General features: G+C 30.0%; 5 protein-coding genes. All 5 read right to left on the bottom strand.

Annotation, left to right across the window (positions count from 1 at the left end; genetic code table 11):
- The coding region (locus tag ACKI5C_RS09025) for a hypothetical protein (RefSeq protein WP_407432800.1) at positions 1–210 on the bottom strand (210 nt) is incomplete at its 3' end.
- A 464-nt stretch (positions 211–674) separates the two neighbouring features.
- On the bottom strand, positions 675–1,553 hold the full coding sequence (locus ACKI5C_RS09030) for a hypothetical protein (protein WP_407432801.1): 879 nt from the start codon (positions 1,551–1,553) through the stop codon (positions 675–677).
- Between the two features lie 155 nt (positions 1,554–1,708).
- The gene (locus ACKI5C_RS09035; RefSeq protein WP_407432802.1) at positions 1,709–2,830 is read right to left on the bottom strand and encodes an RNA-guided endonuclease TnpB family protein; all 1,122 of its coding nucleotides are present in this window, start codon (positions 2,828–2,830) and stop codon (positions 1,709–1,711) included.
- Positions 2,827–3,231, bottom strand: a complete 405-nt coding sequence (gene tnpA / locus ACKI5C_RS09040; protein WP_407432803.1) for an IS200/IS605 family transposase — start codon at positions 3,229–3,231, stop codon at positions 2,827–2,829. The genes ACKI5C_RS09035 and tnpA overlap by 4 nt, the downstream gene beginning before the upstream one ends.
- Positions 3,232–3,603: 372 nt before the next feature.
- The coding region (locus ACKI5C_RS09045; protein WP_407432804.1) for an STAS-like domain-containing protein at positions 3,604–3,834 on the bottom strand (231 nt) is incomplete at its 5' end.

Consider the following 3,834-nt stretch of genomic DNA (forward strand, 5'->3'; position numbering starts at 1 on the left):
TGAATCATCACTTTTTGCTATGTCAATTAATATTTTTTCATCACTTATTTCTTTTACTGCTTCACGTCTTATTTTCCAGTCACTGTGTTTATATTTTGGTTTGAATAAATTGTTTAAAAAACCCATTTTAACCACGTGCTCCTCAAACACTATTGTTATTAATTGTTTATGGCTTGATGGATATTTATATTTTCTTAGAAAGTCTTCCATATACTCTTCAGCCTGTTTGTTAAGTGTTTCTTTCAGTTGGAATCTATCTTCCTCTGAATTTATTTTTCCAGGGTTCTTTAACGCCTATCTGTCGGATAATGCCAAGAAATAAATTAAAATGAGAATAAGGAAAATATATTCAATCAGGAAAAATAAAGATAATAAATAAAATTTCATTAAAGGATTAAAATACATAAAAAGAAAGCATGAAGATGTCAGCCTTTTTATCAGACAGTACAATGTTAGAATAGAGGCAAATAAGAAACTTGGTGGTGGTTATGACAGGTATTATGAAGAAATCACTGACTACGATGATTATGGTGCACTAGGTAGCTCTAAAAAAGGAGGCTTATGAAATTATACTTATTTAATAAGATAATATTGTTAATATAATAATTATTAAAAGAAAAATGGGGAGGATTAACGTTTTTTATAATATTAATTTAACTCAATATGAGAACATATTACTCATATCCTAATTCTTTCAGCCTGGATAATGCAGTGTCGCGAATAGGATAGCATTCGGTACGTGTTACTTCATATTCATATCCATCATGGTCACTATATCCTACACATTCCCTATTTGTAATCACTTCAAAGGTAGAATCATGAGACAATGCCAGCAGTGCTTCTTTATCTGTTATTTTTTCTATGGCGTATCTGCGAATATCGTTTTCTTCGCTACTGTCATTTGCAATGCCTGCAAGAAGAGATTGACTGGTGAAGTGTGGATTTTTAATGGTATGTGAACGAACAATAGTCTCCGAGTCATGTTCAAATACATATATTAATGTTTCTTCATCCTTGATTTTCATAGTTGCTTCTCTTCTGGCATACTTGTTTTGAGCATTTTTTGCCAGGCAGATTAATAACTTTTCATCTTCTATTCTTTCAACATCTTTTTCAATGTCAAAATAATCCAAGTTTTCTAGTAGAGAGGCCAAAACTTTTTCATCTTCTATTTTTTTGACGGCTTCTATTCTGATGAAGTTATCCTCATGATTTCGTGCTATGTCTATAATTTTTTCCTGGTCTGATAAGTTAGGGTTTTTAACTGCTTCTTCACATATGCTCCTGTCATCAAAGCTTTCTATTATATTAAGCAATACTTCTTGACTGTTGATTTTTTTAACGGCTTCCAATTTAACATTATAATCCAATGCATAATTGATAACATCCATTAATCGGGAATCATCCTCAATCTCATTTACTTTTTCTGTATCAATTATGTATAGTGAGTCGGGATATAATTCTTTTAATCTGTCTTTGGCTATATCACAAACTTTGGTGCTTGGATCATCTTTGGCTGTTTCTAACAATATTTTTTCATCAGTAATTTTCATTGCAGCAACTTCACGAACTATTTCAACATCACTTTGAAGAATTTCAATTTTGAACCTCCCCTTCTTGTAGAAGAAGGGGATTCTTGGGTCATAAGTTCCAATGAACTTAAATATACCAAGCTATCCCCCACGCACCATGGGTTCATTGTATTTAATTAACATTCTTTTGAAAGTATGTTCAGACCTTCTTTTAGTATATTAACAGCAGCATTAATATCCCTATCATGAGTAGTATTACAATCAGGACAAGTCCATATTCTCATATCTAAAGAAAGATTGTTAAACTTGTAACCACACATACTACATAGTTTACTGGATGGGTAAAATCTGTCTACTTGTATGAAGTTTCTTTCATTCCATGATGACTTGTATTTTAGTGTGTCTATGAATTTGTAGATACTTATTCTTTGTAATTTGGAAGATAATTTATTGTTTTTCATCATCCCTTTAATGTTAAGAGTTTCCATACAAATAGTTTGATACTCGGAAACAATATTATGAGTGGTTTTGTCAATATAATCTTTGGTTTTGTTGCTTTTCTTATCCACCCATTTCCAGTATTTTTTGAGTTCTTTCCGGTAGTTATTGCTACCATACTTCTTTCTACTGAGACTTCTCTGGTATTTTTGAATCATTTTCTCTTCATAAGTAACATCCAAATTGGCTATCTTCAGACCATTACTTAGAGTTGCAAATTTTTTTAATCCCATATCAATACCAACAGCCCCACTTGAATAAGATAATGATTTATGTGTTGTTTCAACATTAACTACAGCATAATATTTTCCATTTTTAAATTCAACAGTAGCATTGTTAATTTTGGAATTTGATATTGTCTCTTCATATTCTTTACTTGTTTTGAATTTTATCCAACCAAGTTTGGGCAGTTTAATTTTATGTTTGTCTATTCTGATAGAGTTGTTATTATTTTGTAACCTAAATGAGTTTCGAGTATGTTTTTTGGATTTGAATTTGGGAAAAGAATTGTTTTCTCTGAAAAAACTATTAAATGCTTGAACTAAATCCCTAATTACCTGTTGTAGACTGGTGGATTCACCTTCCTTAAGAAAAAGAAATTCTTCTTTCAACCCTTTGAGAATTGCGTTGAATGTAGAAAGTGTTGGGTGGATATTCTTAGAGGATTCATACTCGTCTTTATATCGACTTAATATGTTATTCCATACAAAACGAGCATTACCAATATACTGGTGGATGAATGGAACAATATCTTCGGATGGATAAATGCGAAGTTTCAATCCTTTATTAATTGCTTTCATTTTATCCTCTGTTGTTGTATGTATTTTTGTATTGTTTCGATATTTGCACCACCAGTTGTAGTGATAAAATAACCTGTTTTCCAAAAGGCAGATTTCCATAACTTGTCTCTTATTTCTGGAAAATCTTTCTTAATTAACCTACTACTAGCACTTTTATAGGAATTAATGAATTTAACCAAAGAAGTAGTTGGAGTGGCTTCAAACAGTATATGAATATGGTCATTATCCCAATTAGCTTCTTGTAATTCAATACTATATTTTAACGATATCTTTTCAAAAATGTTTGTGAGTTCATCAAATATTTCTTGAGTGATGACTTTTCTGCGATATTTGGTAACCAACACTAGATGATATGTTAAAAGGTATACTGAATGATGATTTCTATTCAAACTCCTATTCATACAAGGTTATATGTCTAAATGAATATTTATAGTTTTGGTATTTAACAGCAACCAATTTATTGTATCAGCATAGGCGTGTATTTTTTTAATTTCTGGTTAAAATTCACTAAAGTTTCTTTCCATCCCTAACCTGTAGAGGTTAGGGTATTCGTTTTTAGATAAAAATCATTTTCTGAAATGTGATAATTGGAATAATATGATTTTCATGTTTGAATATTTCTAGTAAATATATATTAAAAGTATCATATCAAGAAAACAATTAATTAAGAAAGAGCGAATAAATAAAAAGAGTAAAAAAAATTAAATTAAATAATAAAAAAAGAATAAGAAAGCTTAGAAATGTTGAAACAGTACTTTTTTTAGTTAAAAATATTATTTCCATGTTCTTATTACCCAATCCATCATTTTTTGATTATCATCACTAAGGTTAACTTCTTTAACCGTAGCAGTCTGCTTTTTTTTCTGTCGTATATATTCCTGTGTGAAACTACGCCCTATAAATTCAACTTTATCAAAATCTACAATTATTTCGGTATTTGCTTCATCAATATCATCAAAAATACTTTCTGCCAAACGCCTTATACCAATAATATTACCATATTT

This window comes from Methanobrevibacter sp., from assembly GCF_045646045.1.
In the GTDB taxonomy this organism is placed as follows: domain Archaea; phylum Methanobacteriota; class Methanobacteria; order Methanobacteriales; family Methanobacteriaceae; genus Methanocatella.